11 protein-coding genes are annotated in these 15,971 nt (G+C 72.1%); 6 read left to right on the top strand and 5 right to left on the bottom strand.

Annotation, left to right across the window (positions count from 1 at the left end):
• The 3 genes from HALOF300_RS10735 to eccD are packed head-to-tail and all read right to left on the bottom strand — an operon-like array spanning position 1 to position 3,993.
• The gene (locus HALOF300_RS10735) at positions 1 to 1,251 is read right to left on the bottom strand and encodes a S8 family serine peptidase (protein ID WP_156740961.1); all 1,251 of its coding nucleotides are present in this window, start codon (positions 1,249 to 1,251) and stop codon (positions 1 to 3) included.
• Positions 1,248 to 2,627 carry a type VII secretion protein EccB gene (gene eccB / locus HALOF300_RS10730; RefSeq protein WP_156740960.1) on the bottom strand — a complete coding sequence of 460 codons (1,380 nt, stop codon included), beginning with the start codon at positions 2,625 to 2,627 and terminating at the stop codon, positions 1,248 to 1,250. The genes HALOF300_RS10735 and eccB overlap by 4 nt, the downstream gene beginning before the upstream one ends.
• 4 nt (positions 2,628 to 2,631) lie before the next feature.
• Positions 2,632 to 3,993, bottom strand: a complete 1,362-nt coding sequence (eccD, locus tag HALOF300_RS10725; RefSeq protein ID WP_156740959.1) for a type VII secretion integral membrane protein EccD — start codon at positions 3,991 to 3,993, stop codon at positions 2,632 to 2,634.
• A gap of 226 nt (positions 3,994 to 4,219) precedes the next feature.
• Here eccD and HALOF300_RS10720 point away from each other — a divergent pair, with 226 nt between their 5' ends.
• The 5 genes from HALOF300_RS10720 to HALOF300_RS10700 all read left to right on the top strand — a co-directional run bounded on the left by HALOF300_RS10720 (position 4,220) and on the right by HALOF300_RS10700 (position 8,083).
• Positions 4,220 to 4,531 carry a WXG100 family type VII secretion target gene (locus HALOF300_RS10720; protein WP_156740958.1) on the top strand — a complete coding sequence of 104 codons (312 nt, stop codon included), beginning with the start codon at positions 4,220 to 4,222 and terminating at the stop codon, positions 4,529 to 4,531.
• A gap of 31 nt (positions 4,532 to 4,562) precedes the next feature.
• Positions 4,563 to 4,847, top strand: coding sequence for a WXG100 family type VII secretion target (locus tag HALOF300_RS10715; protein ID WP_156740957.1), 285 nt, complete (start codon positions 4,563 to 4,565; stop codon positions 4,845 to 4,847).
• Between the two features lie 116 nt (positions 4,848 to 4,963).
• Complete coding sequence (locus HALOF300_RS10710) at positions 4,964 to 5,296, top strand: hypothetical protein (RefSeq protein ID WP_154792876.1); 333 nt, start codon at positions 4,964 to 4,966, stop codon at positions 5,294 to 5,296.
• Entirely contained in the window at positions 5,296 to 6,651 is a 1,356-nt protein-coding gene (locus tag HALOF300_RS10705; protein WP_156740956.1) for a S8 family peptidase, read from the top strand. The genes HALOF300_RS10710 and HALOF300_RS10705 overlap by 1 nt, the downstream gene beginning before the upstream one ends.
• A 1-nt stretch (position 6,652) precedes the next feature.
• Positions 6,653 to 8,083, top strand: a complete 1,431-nt coding sequence (locus HALOF300_RS10700; protein WP_156740955.1) for a hypothetical protein — start codon at positions 6,653 to 6,655, stop codon at positions 8,081 to 8,083.
• A 384-nt stretch (positions 8,084 to 8,467) separates the two neighbouring features.
• On the opposite strand, the gene HALOF300_RS10695 is transcribed toward HALOF300_RS10700, so the two are convergent.
• Complete coding sequence (locus HALOF300_RS10695; RefSeq protein ID WP_156740954.1) at positions 8,468 to 10,270, bottom strand: RDD family protein; 1,803 nt, start codon at positions 10,268 to 10,270, stop codon at positions 8,468 to 8,470.
• A gap of 37 nt (positions 10,271 to 10,307) precedes the next feature.
• Positions 10,308 to 11,720, bottom strand: coding sequence for a hypothetical protein (locus tag HALOF300_RS10690; RefSeq protein WP_156740953.1), 1,413 nt, complete (start codon positions 11,718 to 11,720; stop codon positions 10,308 to 10,310).
• 235 nt (positions 11,721 to 11,955) lie between these two features.
• Between HALOF300_RS10690 and eccCa the strand changes: the two genes are divergently transcribed.
• Positions 11,956 to 15,945: a type VII secretion protein EccCa gene (eccCa, locus tag HALOF300_RS10685; RefSeq protein ID WP_156740952.1), complete on the top strand. Its 3,990-nt coding sequence runs from the start codon at positions 11,956 to 11,958 to the stop codon at positions 15,943 to 15,945.
• The last annotated feature ends 26 nt before the right edge of the window (positions 15,946 to 15,971 follow it).

The raw sequence follows: 15,971 nt of genomic DNA, 5'->3' as shown, positions 1-15,971 counted from the left end.
TCAGCGGCGGCCGGGACGGCGGGCCGTGCCCAGGCGAGCGATGAGGACCACCAGGGCACCGAACGCGACGCCGCCGATCAGCCACCACAGCGCGATCTGGCGGGTGGGTGCCATCGGGTCCTCGATGGGGCTGAGGTCGATCCCTGAGGTGGGCGCGGGAGCCGGTTCGGGCGCCGGGTGGATCGGCGAGGGCGGGCCGGGCGCCGAACCGTCGTCGATGAACTCGATGGCGGCGACCGGCTGCACCAGGCCCCATCCGATCTGGTCGTCGCGGTCGGCGGGCTGCGGGCGGGACGCGGTCACCATGAGCCGGTGGGCCCACTGCGCAGGGGTCTCGTCGGGGTGGGCCTGCGCGACGAGAGCGGCCGTGCCGGCGGTGTAGGCCGTGGCCCAGCTCGAGGACGGCAGCGCGTCGCCTGGTGCCTGCACGCAGTCACCGGCCCAGTGGAAGGCCGACGGGACCTGCTGGCCGGTGGCAACAACGTCCACCCACTCCCCGGCGAACGAGGCACCCGCCACCCAGGCTCCGTTCACGTCGACCGCGCTGACGCCGAGTACCCCCGGGTAGGCCGCCGGGTACCGGGGCACGTCCTCGGCAACCGTGCTGGTGTCCCGATTGCCCGCACTGGCCACGACCAGGGCGCCGTTCGCCGTCGCCACCGCAACGGCTTCCTCCATCGCGGGGATGTTCTCCGTGGTGCTCAGCGAGACGTTGATGACGTCGGCCCCGTTCTCGGCCGCCCACCGGATCCCGGCGGCGATCCGGTCCGCGGTGAGCGACACCCCTTGTTCCTGGGCCTCGTCGCTGGACGCGTAGTAGACCCGGACCGGTAGGACCTCGGCCTCGGGCGCGACACCCACCAGGCCCGATCCCTCGACCCCCCGGGCGGCGATGATGCTGGCGGCCACAGTGCCGTGCCCTTCCGCGTCGGTGGTCGCGGGGTCCGTGCCACGGACCAGGTTCACGCCGGGCAGCACCCCCTCACGGAGGTGGACGTTGGCCACGTTGACGCCCGAGTCGACGACCGCCACGACCACCCCGGCGCCCGTGGCCAGCTCCCAGGCCTCCCGTACTCCAAGGGCGTCGAACGCGGGTGGCGACGCGGCTACGAGCGCCGGCGAGTCTGTCGAGCAGTTCTCGCTGGTGCTGGTGGCGTACACGGGCGTCACCGGCGCCGCTATGAGGAGGGTTCCGCCGAGCGTCAGGGCGGCCGCCGCAGCGAGACCGCGCCGGAACCGGGAGGCGCTCACGACGGCCCGGCGGCGCTCATGCCCTCACTGGCGGCCTCCACGGTGAGCGTGGGACCGGCGGGGAACAGCGCCGCCCAGAACTGGGAGACGCGCGGGATCTCCACCTCGCCGTAACCGAGCAGAAGGATCACGTCCGTGCTGGTCACCGGGATCGGGTACATCCGGCCACGCTCATCGATCAGGGCGTAGCCACCCTGGGTACCGCCACCGTCCAGCTGGACCAGCGCGCCCGCGCCGGGCGCGACGCTCACCTCGGCGTCACCGTCCTCCGGCGGCGGCGCGGCCACGAGCGCGACATTGCTCGGGGCGCCCGCGGCGGCTGGGTCGTCCTCGGCCACGAGCTGGGCGCACGGCTGCAGCTCGCCCTCCACCGCCGGCAACGGCTGCGTGGGCCAGTCCACCGGCACGAGTCCGGTCGAGTCCTCGATCGGCACCTGCTGCACCTCGGAGTTGTCCAGGGTGACGACGTCGTCAGGGGTGAGCCCGGTACCCATGTAGTACAGCTCGAGGGCCACGTCGCTCAGCTCGACCAGGGCGCCGTCCGCGGTGAATACGTGCACGGCGCCGGTGTCGCCGCTGGCGCTGCGCAACCGGACCACGCTGCCCACCTCGAGCTCACCGCCGATCTGGGCGGCGGGGCCGGGCAGCGGGTCACCCGCACCTGGCACGGTGAGCCGCTCGATCGGGGTGCCCTCCGTGAACAGGTTGAGCCACCGGGCAGAGACCTCGTAGGCGCCGGTGGCGGAGAACCCGAGGAAAAGGCTGAGCGCGGTGAGGTCCTGCTCGGCGACCAGATACCGGTAGCCGCCGCTCATGTAGTAGTAGGCGCCGTCGACGACGACCAGGGCGCCGCGCGGTTCCTCGACCCCGGCATGCGCGGAGTCCAGGTCCACCCAGGTGCGCTCGACGTCGAGCGCGCACGCCCACCAGCCGACGTTGATGAGCGAGTCGGGCGTGGGCAGCGCATCGGGCGCGCCCTCGATGCCGACCACCACCGAGCTACGCGGCAGTCCGGCGAGGTCGTCCTCGCTGGCCTGCACCACGAGCAGCTCCCCGTCCTCACCGGTGGCGAGCAGTTGCGCGCTGGTGATGTTGGCGACCGGGTACAGGGTGCCGGCGCGGGCGACGTACCTCGCCCCGGTGTCCACGACGACGAGCGAACTGTCCTCCCACCCGTCCGGGAGACTGCCCGTGAAGAAGCCCGCGATCAGGGACCCGACCACCACCAGCACACTGAGCACGGCACCGGCGACGACACCGACGAGCGGCTTCGCCGGCTCGAGCTCGCGCCCACCCGGGGCGCCGCTCACGAACGCGGTGAGCAACCGCCGTCGGCTGAAGTTCTGGGCAGCGATCAGTTCCTTCTTGGTGGCCACGCGATCACGCCAATCCGGAGGCGAGCGCCGCCAGCGGCAGCAGCGCGGCCAGGCAGCCGAGTTCGGCCCCGTCGGCGAGTCGGCCGAGCCACAACCGCGGCTTCGGCGAGATCAGCGTCAGGCCGACCACGGCCGCGGCGACGACCCCGACCGCCACGGTCAGCCCCGTCCGCCACTCGGGGTGCAGTACGGCGGCCGAGACCCCCGTGACGACCACCCCGACGATCGCGATCGTCATGACCGCGACGATGTCCGAGCGGGAGTACGTCTCACGCACGCTGAGGATCATGCCGCCGAACGCCACGACCATCAGAAGGGTCCCGAGCAGCCCGGAGCCCACCACGACCGGCGCGGCGATCAGCATCACCACACCGACGGCGATCCGCAGGCCGACCTGGTACCGGTGGCCGCGGACGTACTCGCGGGAGACCTGGGCCCGGTCGATCTCGCCGGGGTCGGCCAGGATCTCGGAATCGTCCCGGGCACTCACGATCTGCAGCGGCGTGGTCGCCAGCGCGACCCAGGGCACGCCGATCCCGGCGACCCCCGCCGCCGCGACGGCGACGGCGAACGCGGCGGGAGGGGGCGTGTCGACGAACCACATGGCCGCGCCAGCAATCCCGATCACGGCCCCGACGGTCACCGGGATGATCGAGTACTCACGCCGCTCGCGTAGGGCGATCAGGCCGAGCAGGCCGGCGACCAGCGCGCCGGCGCCGGCGCCGGCGGCGCCCGCGCCCCAGGGATCGGACGCACCGAGGGCGCTGAAGCCCGCGAGCGCACCGTAGACCGCCGCGACCTGGACCAGCGCGACCGGTGCCGCGGGCGGGCCGCCGACCCGTTCCACGACGAGCGCGCTGACCAGCAGCAGCACCGCGGCCAGAGCCGCCGTCACCGGGACGAAGACGGCGCTGGTGCCCGAGCCGGGGCCGGCGCCGAAGAGCAGGATCGCGCCGGTGACGAGCAGCGCGACGGCGGCGAGCACCGCCGTCGTAGCCGCGTCCTTCGGCGTCCACGGCTTGTCGTCGCTCTCCACGACGTCCGCGACCGCCTCGACGAGGTCGTCGTAGACGCGATGCTCGTCGATGTCCGCGCCGGAGGTCAGGGTGAGCACGTCACCGTCCTGGACCCCCTGGGCCTGCAGGCTCCGAGCGTCCTCCAGGGGGCCGCCCTGCTGCCGCATCAGGCGATATCCACCGAACACTGTCGCGGCGTCGAGGAGGTTGAGGTTCCGGGCGAGACCGGGCACGAGTTCGGCGACCGGGACACCCCCGGGCGCCGCGAGGTCGAGCCGACGATCGCCGGCCACCACCGAGACGCGCAGGAGTTGGCCGAGCGCGCGCTCGCCGCTGGAAAGTTCGGTCATCGATATCCCTCTACCTACTGGTGGCCCGGTTCAGCATAGCCACGACCGAGGCGGCTCCCGCCGCACCGTCGGCGGTTCGGGCGGCAGCCCTGCGGGGACCTCTCCCCATCGACGCACCCCGTGGCGTTTCGTAAGGTGAAGTCATTCACCGGGGGTATTCGGTGATGGACTGCCAACCGGCGGTTCACACACACGGGCCGAGGGGCCCATGAACTTGGAGGTGACTGTGGGACAGGAAGTCTCCGCAGCAGACGGTGCACTGGCGCGCGGCGCGAGGATCGTCGCCGAATCGAAGATCACGCTGAACGGTGAGCTCTCCTCGCTCGAGGGTCGCCTCTCCGGCATCGGCGCCCAGTGGCAGGGTCAGGCCGCCACCGCGTTCGCTTCGCTCATGGAGCGGTGGCGCACGGACGCCCGCAAGATCATCACCAGCCTCGACACGTTCGAGCAGAACCTGCAGTCGTCGCAGAGCAGCTACACCGCCTCCGACGAGCAGGCCAGCTCGGCCATGTCCCGCCTCCAGGGCCGTCTCGGCTGACGCTCTCTCAACTAGGAACTGAGGAACAGATATGACGTTCAAGGCCAATTTCGAGGGCATCGCCACCGCTGGCGCCGACATCGTCGGCGGCGCGAACAAGCTCGAGCAGCAGCTCGCCGACATGGACTCCCAGCTCCAGCCGCTGCGTGCGGACTGGACCGGTGCGGCCGCCGAGTCCTACCAGACGGCGAAGTCGCAGTGGACCACCGCGATCACGGACATGAAGGCGCTGCTGACCGAGATCGGTACCGCCGTGGGTCAGGGCGGGCAGGACTACCAGTCCACCGAGAACCAGAACGCCGCTCGCTTCCAGTGAGCCGACGCCACGCTTGACGGTCGCGCCGAAGCCCCGACAGGCTTCGGCGTGCGCCGCCCTTCGTGGCGACACCCCGACAGAACCACTGATCACGACACAGAGAGACGATCACCGTCATGGGACAGACCGAGATCACCCCTGAGGTCCTCACACACCGGCTCGGGCAGTTGGAGACGCTCGTGGACGAGGTGAGCAAGCTTCGGCCGGACGTCGTCGAGATCCGCGACCGGCAGGACGCGCAGACCTGGTCAGCGGTCCAGTCACCGACCACGTACTCCGGCCAGCTGCGCCAGACGCTGACCACCATGGAGACCAGCCTGGACACGTACGTGGCGACCATGGTGACCATGCACGAGGAGCTCGCGGCCTACGCCAAGGACATGAAGGACCTCGACGAGAACGTCACCGCGCGGCTGCAGGCCATCAAGACGGCGCTCGACGCGGCCTGATGAACCTGAGCAGAACCCGCCCGGCGCTGGCCACGGCCGCGACGGCCGCGCTCCTCGTCGGGCTCGTCGCGCCGTCGGCGTCGGCGGACTGGGACACGAGCCTCGGTGGCCTCTGGTACTACAGCGAGACGGGTGTCTCGCAGGCGCATCAGACCGCGACCGGCGCGGGCGTGACGATCGCGCTGCTCGACAGCCCGGTGAACCTCGAGGTCCCCACCCTGGCCGGCGCGGACATCCAGACCCAGCCCGACTACGTGTGCCCCGACGACGGCACGGCGTTTCCGGGCACGAGCTCCGGGGAGGAGGCCGAGCACGGCACCGCGATGGCGGAGCTGCTGGTCGGCAACGGCGCGGAGGTGGGCGGGTTCCCGAGCTCGCAGGGGGTCGCCCCGGATGCCACCATCCTCAGCTACGTGACCGTCGTCAACGACCGGGGCTGCGGTGGCCGTGTCGACGAGTCCATCCGGGCCGCCGTGGCGGCCGGAGCCGACATCATCAGCATGTCGTTCAGCGGTGCTTTCAACGAGGACAACGGTGAGGCGTTCGCGGAGGCGCTTCGCGCCGGAGTCGTGATCGTGAACGCCATGCCGAACGACCCGCCGAGCGAGCTCGGCTGGCCCGCGACGGCGAACGGGATCGTGACGGTCGAGGCCCATGACATCAACTCCGAGATCCTGGAGAACCCAGTGGTGAGCCCGCTGCTCACCGTGGTCTCCCCCGGGACGGAGATCGTCCGGACCGGCTGGGAGGGTGGCGCCTGGAACGCCCAGTGGCTCTCATCCGGGACCTCGGAGGCGACCGCGTTCACGTCCGGCGCACTGGCCCTGGTCAAGTCCGCATATCCGGAAGCGACCGGCAACCAGCTCATCCAGTCGCTGATCCGCACCACCGGCGGGAGCACACACGACCCCGCCCGCAACGACAACACCGGCTACGGCCTGATCTCGGTGCCGGCCCTGATGGCGACGGATCCGACCACGTTCGAGGACGTGAACCCGTTGATCCGCGACGACCCGGACGCGGTGCCGAGTGCCGCGCAGATCGCGGGCACTGCCGGCGAGAACCCCACCGATCCGGACCCGGCCGCCACCTCGGAGGGCAGTGACGCCGACGAGACGTCCAGCCCGGTCCTGGCCATCGCCGCGGTCGCCGGGGTCCTGGTGCTCCTCCTGATCGCCGGCCTGATCATCGGCGCCGCCCGGGGGAGACGGAAGAACCAGCCCATCTCGGGGCCGCCCGGTCAGCAGCCGTACCAGCCTGCCGGCCGGCAGCCCTATCCACCGCCCGGCCAGCAGGCCGGGGAACCACAGTCACCACCACGACAGCCACCACCGACCCAGCATGGAGGAATGTGACATGGGTGCGAACACCGACAATCTGGAACAGATCAGTCAGATTCCTGCGGAGAGGCTCACCACCGCCAGGACCGACCTGGAGACGCTTGGGACACACTCCACCTCGCTGACCGAGGCGTCCCAGAGCGTGCAGAACATCGGCGCCGACAGCGGTGCCGAGAGCGAGACCGGCATGGCCGCGTGGACCCAGATGACCACACTGGCGTCCAGCCTGAACCAGACCTCGGCGGACCTCACCAACGCCAAGACCAGCACCACCTATGCCCTCGACGCGATCGATACGGCCCGCGAGGCGTACAACAACCTCCCACCGCAGGAGCTGAACTGGTGGCAGAAGCGGGCCATCGAGGCCGCGGCGGCCGCTGGCGGCATGATCGTCCTCGGTGGCGTCGGCGCCGTGACCGCTGCGGTGGCGACGAACCACTGGCTGGACGGCTGGGACCAGGCTCGCGAGGATGCTGCCACGCAGGCCATGACGAACCTGGACGCCTCCCTGGGCAGCACCTACCTGACCAACACCACCCCGGAGGAGTTCAACCCCGGTGAGCGGCGGCCGACCCCCGAGACCCCACCCGGCACACACCCCCCGCCGTCGACGACGAACCCGACGACGAACACGAACGTGCCCGGCGGCCCCGGCAACGTTCCCGGTCCCGGGAACGTGGCACCACCGCCCAACATCGGCCCTGGGCCCACCACGGGTATTCCGCCGGTCGACACCGATCCCCCGTTCGACCCGAACAACCCGCCCTACGACCCGAACAACCCGAACGACCCCAACTACCCGGGGAACCCTCCCTACGACCCGAACAACCCGAACGACCCGAACTACCCAGGTGGTCCCGGGGACGACGGTTGGAATCCCGATGACACCTGGAACCCGGGCGACGATGACACCTCTGCGGACGGTGGCCTCGGCGGCGGGCTCGGGCCCGGCGCGATCGGCGGTGGTCCCGGCGGCATCGGCGGCGGCCTCGGGCCCGGCGCAATCGGCGGTCCCGGCGGCATCGGCGGAGGTGTGGGTGGCGGCCTCGGTGTCGGCGGCGCGCTCGGCGCCGGTGCGGCCGGTCGTCTCGCCGGTGGCGCGGGCGGAGCCGGTGGAGCCGGCGGCATCGGCGGCGTGCCGCTGGGTGGCGCCGCGGGCGGCGCCGGTGGTCGAAGTGGCCGCGGCGCGCCCGGGGGCCGGTCAGGAACCAACGCCCGTGGCGGCGCAGGTGGCCGCGGCGGACCCGGTGCCGGCATGATGGGCGGCGCCGGAGCCGGTGGCGGCAAGGACAAGAAGCGCAAGAACGGCCACGGGCTCGGCCTCGTCGCCGAGGAGCTCGAGGACGAGGCAGTCACGCCGGACCTCGGCGCCGCGGCGAACGCCGGCTCCCGGGACGCCCAACTCCCGGAGCTGCCTCCGGAGGAGGACTTCGACCCCAAGTGGTGAGGTGCCGAGGCGATCAGAGCGACTGAGCGCCCTGGCCACACCGAACGCCCCGACGGCCACCGGCCGTCGGGGCGTTCTGCTCCTCGTCGGGGCGTTCCACTGGTCGTCGGGTCCCCGTCCCCGTCCCGCGCCGCCGTCCCGGGCTGCCGCTGCGACCATGACGAGTGCGGCCGGCTCGTCCCGTGCGGGTCCCGGCGTTCGGTCCGGAGACGGAGCGCGACCTGATGTGCCGTCGCTTCGGATGCAACGGCTGCTGCGGCCGCGTAGGCTTCGCCTGCTTCGCGGCAGGTTCGGTGGCACGCGGGCGGCCCGTCGATCGTCGAGCCCAGGGACTTGGCAAGCGCCCGGGGCCGGCAGATCGGGAACGGGCTCGCCGCTGGTGGCTCAGCTCTCCCAGCGGGCGACGGTGATGACGCGCTCGCCGAGTTCGATCGATCCGTCCTCCGGGACGGTCACGCGCTTGCCTGGGAACGCCCGCGTCTGGGTCCCGTCAGCGGCCACGACCAGCGTGCCGTTCGCCGAGCCGCGGTCCTCCACCCAGAGGTCGCCGTCCTCGATCCCGATCCGGGCGTGTGTCCGCGAGAGCGAGCGGCCCGGGTCGTCGATCGCGACGAGGTGGTCGTAGCGCTCGCCCGCGGGTGCCTGTGGACGCCGCCCGAGCAGGCCGGAGCCGGTCACGGTGACCGTCGCGCCGTCGTCCATGGTGAGGACGTACACCGCTGACGGCGCGGCGCCGCGCCGCTCGGAACCCTCGCCGGGTGCGGGTGCGTCGGTGAGACCCGGCACCCGGGCCGGCTCGACGGCGCGGGGATAGAACGTGTGCTCGGGCAGCTGCGCGGACGCCGCGGCCGGCTGGCCGGGAGCCTCCGGCGCCGCCGCCTCGGCGACCCGACGGGCCCGACGGCTCTCGGGTTCCGGATGAGCGGGCCGGCCTGCTGCAGGTGGGTATCCGGCGACCGCCGCCGATCCGCCGGGCGCGCCGGCGGCCTGGGCCTGATGGCCCGGACCGGCAGGCCGACCGTACTGCTGGGGTGGCTGGCCGTGCTGCACGACCTGGCCCGGCTGCGGTGCGTGCCCCTGCTGACCTGGCTGTCCCTGCTGCGGTGGCAACTGGCCGTGCTGCGCCACCTGGCCCGGCTGCGGCGCGAGCCCCTGTTGACCTGGCTGTCCCTGAGGCGTAAGTCGCTGCGGGCTTCGGCCCTGCGGGGCACCCTGCTGCGCCTGGCCGCCCTGTTGCCCGTGCTGCGGCGGCGCGGCCGCCCATGGGGCTCCCGGCACCGATCCGCCCTGGACCGATGGCCCATGGGGCTGCGGCTGCGGCTGCGGCTGCGGCGACGGCATCGACGGCGCACCCGCCGCGGGCCCGCGCTCCGCCGATGCCCCCGCTTGCGCAGGCACGGGTCCACGTGGCCGTTCCCACGGTGCCACGAGGGCTGGGCCGGGCGCTGCCGCGGGCTGGCGTGGTGCGTTGGGTCCGGGCGCCGCGCCCAGCATGCCCTGGGCGGACGTCGCGGCACTGCCGGGGGCGTACCCGGCCGGGGCGGTCGTTGGCGAGCCCTGCGCGGCCCACACAGGCGCACCTGTCGGCGCCGGGCCCTGGGAGCCGCCGTCGCGGCGGCCGGGCATCCCGCCCGGCATTGCGTGCGTCGAGGGCATCGGCGCGAGCCCGGGCACGGGAGCCGGCTTGCCGACCGCGTCCGGACGAAGGTCGAGGACGGCGGTGCGGGCCACCCGGTCATGCAGCGCCTGGCCGCGACCGGACCGGTCCGCGGCGGCGGTCGCGATCAGCGCGAACTGGCCCACGAACGCCACGAGGTGTGCGGCCCCCAGCAGGGCGGCCCGGACCAGCTCCCGACCCAGCCCGGGGGCGTACGGGCCGTCGGAACGCGCGGCCCTGATCCCGAGCACGCTCTTGCCCAGCGTGCGCCCGGTCCGCGCCTCCCAGAGCACCAGGGCGCCGATCGCCTCGGCTCCGACGATGCCGCCGAGCACGAGGCTGCGGGTCGGCAGGTAGACGGCCGCGATGACCGCGGCGACGGCGGCCAGATCCAGTGCGTACGCGGCGAGGCGCCGGAGTACCCCGGACGCCACCCGCCGGCCGGACGGTTCGCGCGCCGGATCCGGCGCGGCCCCGCCGGGGCCGTTCTGGACAGCCCAGGTCGGGCGTTCGGTTACCTCGACCGACATCAACGTCCCCTCAATCCGCTTGCCTGCCCGCCGCAGTCTATCCGGCGGCCACGGTCTGAAGACCTTCGATGACCCCGGCGGCGAGCAGCGCCGCGGGCATCACGAAGATGATCGCGATTCCTTCGATGATGTCCCCGGCGCGCGACCACTTCACGGAGCGCCAGCCGGTCACGATCGCCATGGTGAGTAGCGCGATGCCGAGGCCCCCGCCGATCCCGACCAGGGACCACAGGCCCGCGTCCGGTGTCACCCGGGCGGCGAGCGCGATCTCGATGAGCAGCACCAGCAGCGCGAATCGTGGGGCGGACTTCTCGATGACCCCGCGGTAGGAGCGGGGACCGAGGCCGAGCGTGATCACCAGGAACGTGAACAGCGCGAGAGTGGCCCAACCGGTGATGGTGCCCGGTTCGTACGCCGCCAGGACCGGCGGCGCCATGGCCATCACCAGCACGCTCGCCACCGCGAGCCCGGCCGCCTTGCGACGCTCGGCGTACCGCACCGTGCGCTCGACCTGCAGCCACTGCACCCGCCCCGGTGGCCGCGGCGCCCGCCCGCGCACCGACGTGGCGGTGCGGGCCACGAAGGACAGGTCCAGCAGCTGCTCGTCGGGGACGGCGATCGATGCGCTCGGCATGGCCCGCAGCACCAGGGGCACGACGCCGAGGATCAGGGCGGGGGCCACGTGCACGGGCAGGTCGAGGATGAGCGACAGCCCGAACAGCACCGCGAGTACCACCCAGGCCATCGTGAGCACCGACGCCACGGAGGTGGAAGGGTCTTGGTGGTAGGTGCTCACCGCAAGCCTGAGCGCGGCCATCGAGGCACCAGCCACGAGCCCGATCACAACGGCCAGCCGCAGTACCGCGAACGCGTCCGGTGGGGCGAGCAGGAATCCGGCGGTGAACGCAAGGATCGGGCCGAGGATCGTCTCGTCCACCAGGTGCGAGCCCGCCACGGTGGTCCCGCCCTGATCACCGCTGCGGCGCAGCGCGAGTACCACGGCGCCGGCGCCGAGCAGGGCCGCGACGGCATACCGGAACGGGTCGGTGAGCACGCCCGCGCCCGCTCCGACCGAGATTGAGTGGATCACGACCAGGAGCGCGCACGCCGCGGTGACCGCGATGCAGGCCAGCCAACCGGCGCTGCCGGAGGGTGTGCGCCGGCGCACCGCCCGGTGCCGCTCCCGGGTTGGCCTGCCGGCGCCGTCGGTGGACCCGGCGGCATCGCCGGTCACCAACCAGAGCACACTCCCGTTGCCGAGGTGTCGGCCGATGGCGTGGTCGGGATCGAGCACAGCTCCCGACGATGACACCGCCACCACCCGGGCAGGGTCCGCACCCCGCGCACGCAGCACCTCGCCGACGAGCGCGTCCGGTGAGACGGAGATGTCCGCCCGTTCGTCGCCGTCGACGACCGCGAGGAAGAGACGAGCCGGTGCGGTGGTGCTCACTGTCCCCCCGGTGCGCTCGGAGTCGGTGGGCCTGGTGGCAGGGCCCACCGGTGCCTGCTGACTTCCGCCATAGTAGCCATCCCGCCGGAGTCGGCTCCCCCGCCGACCACCCCCACGGGCCTTCGGGAATGGGCTGAGGTGCCCATCCGGACACCGGTGTCCTCGGGTCCCGCCCGCCGCGCGCAGGGATCCGCCCAGTAGGCTGGACCGGCCACCAGCACCCGAGGAGTCATGCATGTCCGCAGGCCCGGCCTCACGCCTTGCGCCGCCGAAGGTTCCAACCGGTCAACTGCCCCTGCAGCCACCACCGGAGCTGATCAAGCCGGAGGGTGCCAGCAACACCCTCACCACGGCGCTGCCGATGCTGGGCTCGATGGGATCGATCGCCGTCCTGACGTTCAGCCAGGGCGGTCCGAGCGGCCGAACCTTCCTCATGGGTGGGATGTTCCTGTTCATGGCGCTGTCCATGGTGGGCATGAACATCTGGCGGCAGAAGTCGCAACACACCGCGGACGTGGTCTCGGCCCGGCGCGAGTACCTGGCCTACCTGTCCGAGATGCGCACCACGGTCCGCGGGGCGGCGAAGCGTCAGCGGCACCACACCCAGTGGCTGATGCCGGATCCGGCGGCGCTACCGGTGGTCGCCGAGGAGGGCGCCCGGGTCTGGGAACGGCTGGGCGGTGAGCAGAACCTGCTCCGCACGCGGATCGGCCGGTCCACGCAGCCGCTGTCCCTGACCCTCGAGCCGCCGCAGACGTCGCCGCTTGCCCAGCTCGACCCCGTCTCCGCGTCCGCCGCGCACCGGTTCCTGGTCACCCACGCGAACCAACCCTCGCTCCCCCTCGGCGTCGACATCCGCACGGTTGCCCGAGTCGAGCTCGCCGGGTCGGCCGAGCCGTCCCGGTCCTTGGCCCGCGCCATGATCAGCCACCTGGCCACGTTCGTGGCCCCCGAACTGCTCCAGATCGCCGTGGTGGCCGCACCGGACGCGCTGCCGCAGTGGGAGTGGGTGAAGTGGCTGCCCCACGCCCACTCCACACACGAGCGGGACGCCGTCGGGCCGGCGCGGATGATCGGTGAGACGTACGCCGACATCGAGGCTCTGCTCCCGAAGGGCATCCACGAGCGCGGCCGCTTCCAGCGCAACGGAGAATTCGACGGTCCGCACGTGCTGGTCGTGATCGACGGCGGGCACATCCCGGGCGGCAACCCACTGGTCAGCCCGGAGGGTGTCATGGGCGTCACCGTCCTGGACCTGCCGGAGACCTGGGAGGAGCTGTCCAGCCGGAACACGATGCGGATCCAGCTGTACGCCACGATCCGTGCCGGTGCCGAGGCCGGTCTGACCCCGATGCAGGTGCTCCAGCGCGGGTTCCCGCCCCAGCGCGGCATGGCCGACCAGATGAGCATCGCCGAGGCGGAGGCCACCGCTCGACGGCTCGCACCGCTGCTGGTCGAGGGTTCCGACGAGGGTGGTGCCCCGAAGGCGACGGTATCGGCGGAACTGACCGACCTGCTCGGCCTGCCGGACGTGCGCGACTTCGACCCTGCCGTCGCCTGGGCACCGCGGCTGCCCAGGGACCGGCTCCGGGTGCCGATCGGACTGACCTCGCAGGGCCAACCGCTCGCGCTGGACATCAAGGAGTCCGCCCAACAGGGTATGGGCCCGCACGGCCTGCTGATCGGTGCCACCGGGTCAGGCAAGTCCGAGGTGCTGCGCACGCTCGTGCTCGCCATGGCGCTGACGCACTCCTCCGAGGACCTGAACTTCGTGCTGGTCGACTTCAAGGGTGGTGCCACGTTCGCCGGGATGGCGGACATGCCGCACGTCTCGGCGATCATCACGAACCTGGGCGAGGAACTGACCCTGGTGGACCGCATGCAGGACGCTCTCAAGGGCGAGATGGTGCGTCGCCAGGAGCTGCTCCGAGCCAGCGGGAACTTCGCCAACGTGGCCGACTACGAGAAGGCCCGCAAGGGTGGTCGCAGCGATCTCGCACCGCTGCCCGCGCTACTCATCGTCGCCGACGAGTTCTCCGAGCTCCTCTCGGCCAAGCCCGAGTTCGCCGACCTGTTCGTCGCGATCGGGCGGCTGGGGCGTTCGCTCCAGATCCACATGTTGTTGTCCACGCAGCGGCTCGAGGAGGGCAAGCTGCGTGGCCTGGAGTCCCACCTGAGCTACCGGGTCGGCCTGAAGACGTTCTCCGGCGCGGACTCCCGGGCCGTCATCGGCGTGCCGGACGCGTTCGAGCTCCCGGGCGGCGGTGGCCACGGGTTCCTGAAATCTGACGCGTCCACGCTGATCCAGTTCCGTGCGGCGTACGTGTCGGCTCCGCCGAAGGCCCGACGGCGGTCCGTCGGCGGTCCGTCCGGGTCCGTCGCCGAGGCGAAGATCGAGGCGTTCACGGCGGCTCCCGTACTCTCCCTCGACAGCGACGACGAACCCGATCTCGCACCGTCGAACAACGAGCCCGAGGAGAAGCGGGTCACCTTCGACATCGCGGTCGATCGGATGAAGGGCAAGGGACCGGCCGCGCACCAGGTGTGGTTGCCACCGTTGGAGGTGCCGTTCACCTACGACCAGATGATGCCGGACCTCACCACCGACCCGGCGCTCGGCCTGGTCTCCGCGGCCTGGCGGGGCGCGAGTGCGCTCACGTTCCCGTTGGGCATCGTCGACCGGCCGCTGGAACAGCGCCGCGACACCCTTCGCCTGAGCCTGTCCGGCGCCGGTGGCCACATGGCGATCGTCGGCGGACCGCGGTCCGGCAAGTCGACCGTGGCCCGGTCGGTGGTGACCGGCCTGTCGCTCACGCAGAGCCCGCTCGAGGTGCAGTTCTACGTGATGGACTTCGGCGGCGGCACGTTCTCGCCGATGGCGTCCCTGGCACACGTGGCCGGTGTCGCGACCCGCAGCGAGCCCGATGTGGTGCGGCGGATCCTCGCCGAGCTGGAGGGGATCGTGAACGCCCGCGAGGTGTACTTCCGCGAGCAGGGCATCGACTCGATCGAGACCTACCGGCAGCGCCGCCTCGAGGGCCGAGCCGACGACGGCTACGGTGACGTGTTCCTGATCGTCGACGGCTGGTCGACCCTGCGCGCCGAGTTCGACGGCATGGAGATGGAGATCCAGGCGCTCGCCGGGCGCGGGCTGACGTTCGGGATGCACCTGATCGCCACGACGAACCGCTGGATCGACTTCCGAACCCAGGTCAAGGACGTCTTCGGCACCAAGCTGGAGCTGCGCCTCGGTGACCCGATGGACTCCGACATCGACCGCAAGGTCGCCGCCAACGTACCGAAGGACCGGCCCGGTCGCGGTCTCGTGGTCTCCCGCCACCACGTCCTCACGTCCCTGCCGCGCATCGACGGCGACGGATCGCCGACGACCCTCGGCAGCGGTGTGGAGCACCTGATCGAGACCGTCAACGCGGCCTGGACCGGACCGCCTCCCCCGAAGCTGCGTCTGCTGCCGGAGCTGATCACCCTCGAGGAGGTCCGCGACCTCGCGGCCGGCACACCCGTCGCCGACCAGATCCTGCTCGGCATCAACGAGTCCGCGCTCGGCCCGGTGGGTCTGAACCCCCGCCAGGACGCACACTTCTACGCGTTCGGGGACTCCGGCTCGGGCAAGTCCTCTCTGCTGCGTGGGATCGCCCGCGAGGTGCAGCGCCTGTACACGCCGAAGCAGGCCCAGATCTTCGTGGTCGACTACCGCCGGTCCCTGCTGGCGGAGATCCCCGAGGACTACCTGGCCGGCTACTTCACGACCGCCGACCAGGCGGCCGGGGAGATCGCGGGCATCGCCGAGTACCTGCGCAGCCGACTGCCCGGTCCCGACGTGACCCCGCAGCAGCTGCGGGCCCGGTCCTGGTGGACCGGCGCCGAGGTGTTCGTGCTGGTCGACGACTACGACCTGGTGGCCACTTCCACCGGAAACCCGATCAGCCCGCTGATCCCACTGCTCGCCCAGGCCGGCGACGTCGGGTTGCACCTGAACATCACCCGGCGCACCGGTGGCGCCGGCCGAGCCATGTACGAGCCGGTGCTGCAGGCCCTGCGGGACCTGGCGGCACCTGGCCTGGTGCTGTCCGGCAGCAAGGACGAGGGCGCCCTCGTCGGAGCCGCGAAGCCGCGCCCGAGCGAGCCCGGGCGTGGCCAGTTCGTCAGCCGCGAGCACGGCCTCCAGGTCGTCCAGCTGGCCGACTCCCCATCCACCACCTGACCAGCCCCACCACCTCGCGCCCACCG

It is taken from the genome of Occultella aeris, from assembly GCF_902703175.1.
GTDB lineage: Bacteria > Actinomycetota > Actinomycetes > Actinomycetales > Beutenbergiaceae > Occultella > Occultella aeris.
The sequence above is the reverse complement of the archived record's forward strand: the minus strand, read 5'-3'. Positions and strand labels throughout refer to the sequence as shown.

What these genes read in the sequence shown, in the direction of transcription:
- HALOF300_RS10705 (WP_156740956.1), top strand. Translation starts at nt 5,296, where the DNA reads ATGAACCTGAGCAGAACCCGCCCGGCGCTGGCCACGGCCGCGACGGCC.
- HALOF300_RS10695 (WP_156740954.1), bottom strand. Translation starts at nt 10,270, where the DNA reads ATGTCGGTCGAGGTAACCGAACGCCCGACCTGGGCTGTCCAGAACGGC.
- eccD (WP_156740959.1), bottom strand. Translation starts at nt 3,993, where the DNA reads ATGACCGAACTTTCCAGCGGCGAGCGCGCGCTCGGCCAACTCCTGCGC.
- eccCa (WP_156740952.1), top strand. Translation starts at nt 11,956, where the DNA reads ATGTCCGCAGGCCCGGCCTCACGCCTTGCGCCGCCGAAGGTTCCAACC.
- HALOF300_RS10710 (WP_154792876.1), top strand. Translation starts at nt 4,964, where the DNA reads ATGGGACAGACCGAGATCACCCCTGAGGTCCTCACACACCGGCTCGGG.
- HALOF300_RS10700 (WP_156740955.1), top strand. Translation starts at nt 6,653, where the DNA reads ATGGGTGCGAACACCGACAATCTGGAACAGATCAGTCAGATTCCTGCG.
- HALOF300_RS10715 (WP_156740957.1), top strand. Translation starts at nt 4,563, where the DNA reads ATGACGTTCAAGGCCAATTTCGAGGGCATCGCCACCGCTGGCGCCGAC.